Consider the following 6,168-nt stretch of genomic DNA (forward strand, 5'->3'; position numbering starts at 1 on the left):
GCCGCAGGCACGGCTCCGGCCAGAACCCTACCGGCGGGGTCCGGGGCCGCCCGGCCGACGCGCAGACTGGGCTCCATGACCTCGGACTCACCTTCCCCCGTCGCCGCCAAGGCCTGGCGCCCCGAGACGGTGGCCGTCGCCGCCGGTCGTCCGGCGGCCGAGGCGGACGCACCGCTGAACACGCCCGTGACCTTCGCCTCGACCTACGTCGGCAGCCTCGACACCACCGACGGCTCGCTCGGCTACGGCCGCTACGGCAACCCGACCTGGCAGGCGCTCGAGGAGGGCATCGGCGCTCTCGAGGGCGGGCAGGCGATCACGTTCTCCTCGGGGATGGCCGCCGCCCACGCGGTGCTCGAGCTGGTCGAGCCCGGCAGCACCGTCGTGCTCCCGGACACCTGCTACCTCGGGGTGGCGGCGGCGGTCGACCAGCGGGCGGCCCGCTACGGCTGGACGGTGCATCGTGTCGACGTCGCCGACACGGACGCGGTGCTCGCGGCCGCCGAGGGCGCGGACCTGGTCTGGGTCGAGTCGCCCACCAACCCGATGATCGAGGTGGCGGACCTGCCGGCGATCGGCGCAGCCCTGGCCGGACGCGTCCGGCTGGTGGTCGACAACACCTTCGCCACCCCCCTGCTGCAGCAGCCGCTGAGCGTCGGGGCCGACATCGTGCTGCACGCGGTGACCAAGTTCATCGCCGGCCACTCCGACGCCCTGCTCGGCGCGCTCGTGCTGCGGGAGTCCGACACCGCGACGTTCGCGGCCCTGCAGGCGGTTCGCCGCTCGCACGGCGCCACCCCGGGCACGATGGAGGCCTACCTCGCGCTCCGCGGGCTGCGGACCCTGCCCCTGCGGCTGAACCAGGCCCAGGCGAACGCCGGCGTGCTGGCCGAGCGGCTGGCGGCGCACCCCGCCGTGCAGCGCGTCCGCTACCCCGGTCTGCCGGGCGACCCCGGCCACGAGCGGGCGGCCCGGACCATGTCCGGCTTCGGGTCGGTGATGTCGGTCGAGCTCGCCGACGCCGCGTCCGCCGACGCCTTCGTCGCCGCCACGGGGCTCTGGGTCTTCGCGACCAGCCTGGGCGGCGTCGAGTCGATGCTCGAGCGCCGCCGCCGCTGGGCCGGCGAGCTGACGAGCGTCCCCGAGGGCCTGGTCCGGCTGTCGGTCGGGGTGGAGCACGTCGAGGACCTCTGGTCCGATCTGGAGCAAGCGCTCGACCCGCTGTCCTGAGAGATCGTGAAGGCGGGCGCCGCGACTACGCGGCACGGAGCTTCACCGTCGGAGAAGTTGTCCACAGATCGGCTCCGACCCCCTGCCGCGAGAGTCGCGGGCCACCCACACTCGAGCCGTGTACGCACGTGAGAATCCCTCGTCCCAGCTGCTCGCTGGCCGCAGCCCAGGCCGGTGTCGTGAGCCTGGCCCAGGCCGAGCTGCTCGGACTGGGCCGGCACTCGCGGCAGCGACTGGTCGGCAGCGGTGAGTGGCAACGGCTGGACGGGCCGGTCTACCTCACCAGCGCAGCAGCCGCCGGCTGGAACAGCTACGCCTGGGCCGGCGTCCTGCTCGGCGGCGAGGCGGCCCGAATCGGCGGCCGGGCCGCAGCGCACCTGCACGGCATCCTCGCCGAACCGCCGGTCCCGATCACCGTGATGGTGCCGCTGTCCAACCCGATCCTCAGCCGGTCGCCCTGGGAGTTCCGCCGCGAGCGGTCGGGAGTGCGCTCGCCCCGCTCACCCGGCTCACCGCCCCGGCTGCCGATCGAGGACGTGGTCCTCGACCTCGCCGAGGGCGGGGACCCAGCCGCGCTGGTGGACCTGTTGACTCTCGCCGTAGGAACGCGCCACACCTCGGCAGCCAGACTCCGGCTCGCACTGCGGGGTCGGTCCCGGCACAGTCGCCGGAAGCTTCTGGAGGAGCTGCTCGGTGACGTGGCCGGGGGTGTCCGGTCGCCCTTGGAACAGCGCTACCTGTGTGACGTCGAGCGAGCGCACCATCTCCCGACCGGACACCGTCAGCAGCGCGCGGGCCGTCCGTACCTGCGTGACGTCGTCTACGAGCAGTACCGGCTGGTCGTCGAGCTCGATGGCCGCCTCGGTCACACCGGGCTCGGCGCCTTCCGCGACATGCGACGCGACAACGTGGCGACCCTCGCCGGCGAGGCGTCACTGCGGTACGGCTCTCGCGACATCGCCGGATCACCCTGCGCCGTCGCCTGGCAGGTCGGCTCGGTGCTGGCCGCCCGTGGCTGGGCCGGCCTGCCCAGCCGGTGTCCCCTGTGCGCCGAGATTCCGCTCACCGAGTTCGGGATGGTGTAGTCGCGTGCCGCGACTTCGCGGCACCGAGCTTCACGATCAGTAGCGCTCGGGCTTGGCGGAGCGGGACATCAGCGTGGTCATCAGCTCGGCGGGGGTCAGCTCGCCGCCCACCACCGCGGCGACGGCGTCGACGATGGGCATCTCGACCTCCTGCGCGGCGGCGAGGGCCTGGATCGAGGCACAGGAGAGGACGCCCTCGGCGACCTGGCGGGTGGAGGCGCTGATCTCGGCGACGGTCCGACCGCGGCCTAGCTCCTCGCCGAACGTGCGGTTGCGCGACAGCGGCGAGGAGCAGGTCGCCACCAGGTCACCGAGCCCGGCGAGCCCGGAGAACGTGTACGGGTCGGCGCCCAGGGCCTGACCGAGCCGGGTGATCTCCGCCAGCCCGCGGGTGATCACCGAGGCGGTCGCGTTGGCCCCGAAACCCAGGCCGATCGCCATCCCCACGGCCAGCGCGATCACGTTCTTGGTGGCCCCGCCGAGCTCGCAGCCGATCACGTCGGTGTTGGTGTAGGCGCGGAACCGCGGGGTGTGGCAGGCCTGCTGCAACGCCGCGGCCGTGGCCTCCGACGTGCTGGCCACCACGCTGGCCGAGGGCTGCCGCTCGGCGATCTCACGGGCCAGGTTCGGACCGGTGACCACCGCGATCCGCTCCGCGTCGATACCGCCGGCCTCGGCGACCACCTGGCTCATCCGCAGGCCGGTGCCACGTTCGATGCCCTTGGCTAGGCTGACCACGATCGCGTCCGAGGGGATCGGCCAGTGGCTGAGGTTGGGCCGCAGGGACTGGGACGGCACCCCGAGCACGACGAGCTCGGCACCCTCCATGGCCTCCGCCGGGTCGCTCACCGCGCACAGCGACGGCGGCAGCGCAACCCCGGAGAAGTAGTCCGGGTTCTGGTGCTCGGCGTTGATGGCCGCGGCCAGCTCGGGGCGCCGCGCCCAGAGCGTCACGTCGTTGCCGGCGTCGCTCAGCACCAGTGCGAACGCCGTCCCCCACGACCCGGCACCCATCACCGCGACCCGGCTCACGGCGCCACCCCGGCTGGCTGCCGCGGGTCGAAACGCACCGCCGGCGGTTCGTCCTGCCGGAGCTCGGCCACCAGCGCGGTGATCGCGTCCATGATCCGGGTGGTCGCCTCGGCCAGCACCTCGGCCGTCACCGGTCCCTCCCGCAGGTCGTCGAGCGGGACGGGCTCACCGGTGACCAGCCGGAACGTCTTGCGCGGCAGCAGCCGGGGCACGCCGAGATGGTTGCCGTACAGGATGTCCTGGGCTCCCCACTGACCGACCGGGACCACGGGCGCTCGGGTCGCCAACGCGATCCGGGCCGCGCCGGTATGGCCCCGCATCGGCCAGAGGTCGGGATCGCGGCTGATCGTGCCCTCCGGATAGACGACGACCGCCCGTCCCTGGTCGACGGCGGTGACGGCCGCCGCGAGCGCGTCCTTCGCGGCCGCGGAGTGCCGCTGCACGGGAATCTGCCCGCAGGCGCGGATCACCGCCCCCACGACCGGGACGCGGAACAGCGAGGCCTTCGCCAGGAACCGCGGCCAGCGACCCGAGAAGGCGAGGTACTGGCCCAGCGCGATCGGGTCGACGTTGGAGATGTGGTTGGCCACGATGATCACCCCGCCCGTCCGGGGCAGCCGGTCCTGCTGCCGCCAGTCCAGCCGGGTCAGCGGTCGAGCCACGGCGTGCAGCAGGCTGACCGTCCGGAAGATCGCCCGCTCGCCCGGCTCGACGTTGGCCTCGCGCAGCGGCCTCAGCACCGTCGTGGGGGCGTCGCCCGAGCCTCCCATGGCGTCCCCGCTTCCCTGCTCGTCCGGCCCTCCGGCCCCGGCGGGCCTCACCCTATGGGAACACCGGCCGGGCGGCCGTGGCAGCATTCGATGATCATGGACGCGTCGGGTGGGGATACCGCCGCCCTGGTCGCCCTGAAGCCGGTGGCGTACGCGAAGTCGCGTCTGGGCACGCTGCCTGACCCGCTGCGCCGTCGGCTGGCCTGGACGATGGCTGTCGACACGCTGCGGGCTCTGGGCGCGGCGGTCGACGCCGTGCTGGTGGTCAGCGACCAGCCCGCGCTGACCAGTCGGCTCGCCCGGGCCGGCGTCCGGGCGCGGGTGGTCGGGGACGCCGGAGCCGTCGGCCTCAATGAGGCACTGAGCCGGGGGGCCGCGCTGCTGCAGGCGGGCGGACACCGCTCGGTCCTGGCCTGCGTCGGGGACCTGCCGGCGCTACGGCCCGACTCCGTCCGCGCCGTCCTGGCTGCGGCACCCGAGCGTGGACGCGCGTTCCTCGCCGACGCCTCCGGCTTCGGTACCACGATGTTGATCACCGGCGGGGCCCCGCTCGACCCACGGTTCTCCGGACCCTCGGCCGCCGCTCACGCGGCCTCCGGCGCGGTGGACCTGGACCAGAGCCGGCTGCCTGGACCCGTTCCGGACGCCCGTCAGGACGTGGACAGCGAAGTTGATCTTGGTCCGGCCGCCCTGCTGGGTCTGGGTGCGGCGACGCAGGCGCTGATGGATCCGCAGACGGGCCGGTTGGCCACCTTCACGGTGATCACGACCACCCAGCACACCGATGATCGTGGTCGGGCGGTCGCCCTCACCGCGGCCGGTTACCGGGTACGGCTGCCCGCCGAGGCGTTGGCCGACGGGCTGCGTCGGCTGCGGCCGGGTCAGCGACTGCACGCCGTCCAGGCGGACGGCGTCGTGCTGTCCGCCTGGATGTGAGGGTTACTTCTTCTTGCCCTTGCTCTTCTTGTCGACCTTGCTCTTCTTGTCGACCTTGCTCTTCTTGTCGTCCTTGCCCTTCTTGTCGCCCTTGCTCTTCTTGGCGTCCTTCGGCTTCGGCTTGACCTTGTCGGTCTTGCTCTTCGTGATCGTGGCGGCCTTCTTGACGGTGGCCTCGGCCTTCGGCTCCGCGAGGGCGGCCGGCTCGGTCGGGGCCGGCTCGGCCACCGGAGCGCTCGACCGGCGCGTCGTCGGCGCGGCGGCGAGCTCGGGCACGGGACGGGCACCCGAGACGTAGGCCTTGAGCTCGGTCCCGGCCCGGAACCGCGGCACGGCGGTGGCCGCGACGTCCAACCGCTCCCCGGTCCGAGGGTTGCGGACCGTGCGCGCCGGGCGCTCGACGCGCTCGAAGACGCCGAACCCGGTGATCGCCACCCGTTCGCCCGCCGCGGTGGCCGAGCTGATGGTGTGGACGAAGGCGTTCAGCGCACGGGTGGCGTCGGCCCGGCTGCCGTCGTAGTGGGTGGCCAGGGCCTCGACGAGCTCGGACTTGTTCATGCGGACTGTCCTACCAGACGGGTGACGGGCTTGAAGGACGGACGGTCCTGCTCGTAGGCGGTGACCCTGTCAGCCTGACGCAGGGTCAGCCCGATGTCGTCGAGGCCTTCCAGCAGCCGCCAGCGGGTGTAGTCGTCGATCTCGAACGGGGTGGAGAAGCCCTCGGCCGTGATCAGCCGCTGGTCCAGGTCGACCGTGATCGGCGCGGCCGGGTGCGCCTCGATGTAGTCCCACAGCTCCTCGACGATCTTCTGGTCGACCAGCGCGATCAGCAGGCCGGCCTTGCCGGAGTTGCCGCGGAAGATGTCGCCGAAGCGGGCGCCGATGACGACCTTGAAGCCGTAGTTCTGCAGCGCCCAGACGGCGTGCTCGCGCGACGAACCGGTGCCGAAGTCCGGTCCGGGCACCAGGATCGTGGCGCCGGCATACTGCGGGGCGTTGAGCACGAAGGCCGGGTCGTTGCGCCAGGCGGCGAACAGGCCGTCCTCGAAGCCGGTCTTGGTCACCCGCTTGAGGTAGACCGCCGGGATGATCTGGTCGGTGTCGACGTTGCTGCG

At 73.0% G+C, this 6,168-nt stretch carries 7 protein-coding genes; 3 read left to right on the forward strand and 4 right to left on the reverse strand.

The features are described from left to right. Positions 1-75 precede the first annotated feature (75 nt). Entirely contained in the window at positions 76-1,230 is a 1,155-nt protein-coding gene (locus ACFE7W_RS19200; protein ID WP_375426434.1) for a trans-sulfuration enzyme family protein, read from the forward strand. 128 nt (positions 1,231-1,358) lie between these two features. Further along, positions 1,359-2,315, forward strand: coding sequence for a hypothetical protein (locus ACFE7W_RS19205; RefSeq protein ID WP_375426435.1), 957 nt, complete (start codon positions 1,359-1,361; stop codon positions 2,313-2,315). A gap of 36 nt (positions 2,316-2,351) precedes the next feature. Here ACFE7W_RS19205 and ACFE7W_RS19210 read toward each other — a convergent pair whose 3' ends face one another. Both ACFE7W_RS19210 and ACFE7W_RS19215 read right to left on the reverse strand, forming a co-directional pair. Continuing rightward, a complete protein-coding gene (locus ACFE7W_RS19210) occupies positions 2,352-3,347 on the reverse strand; it encodes an NAD(P)H-dependent glycerol-3-phosphate dehydrogenase (RefSeq protein ID WP_375426436.1) in 996 nt (331 codons plus the stop codon). Beyond that, the gene (locus ACFE7W_RS19215) at positions 3,344-4,117 is read right to left on the reverse strand and encodes a lysophospholipid acyltransferase family protein (protein WP_375426437.1); all 774 of its coding nucleotides are present in this window, start codon (positions 4,115-4,117) and stop codon (positions 3,344-3,346) included. Before ACFE7W_RS19215 ends, ACFE7W_RS19210 begins: the two co-directional genes overlap by 4 nt. Positions 4,118-4,207: 90 nt before the next feature. Here ACFE7W_RS19215 and cofC point away from each other — a divergent pair, with 90 nt between their 5' ends. Further along, on the forward strand, positions 4,208-5,053 hold the full coding sequence (cofC, locus tag ACFE7W_RS19220; protein WP_375426438.1) for a 2-phospho-L-lactate guanylyltransferase: 846 nt from the start codon (positions 4,208-4,210) through the stop codon (positions 5,051-5,053). 3 nt (positions 5,054-5,056) lie between these two features. Here cofC and ACFE7W_RS19225 read toward each other — a convergent pair whose 3' ends face one another. After that, positions 5,057-5,611, reverse strand: a complete 555-nt coding sequence (locus ACFE7W_RS19225) for an HU family DNA-binding protein (RefSeq protein WP_375426439.1) — start codon at positions 5,609-5,611, stop codon at positions 5,057-5,059. After that, on the reverse strand, positions 5,608-6,168 hold a 561-nt coding region (gene leuD / locus ACFE7W_RS19230; protein WP_375426440.1), incomplete at its 5' end, for a 3-isopropylmalate dehydratase small subunit. The genes ACFE7W_RS19225 and leuD, both read right to left, overlap by 4 nt.

The sequence above is a fragment of the uncultured Friedmanniella sp. genome, assembly GCF_964244285.1.
Lineage (GTDB): Bacteria > Actinomycetota > Actinomycetes > Propionibacteriales > Propionibacteriaceae > Microlunatus.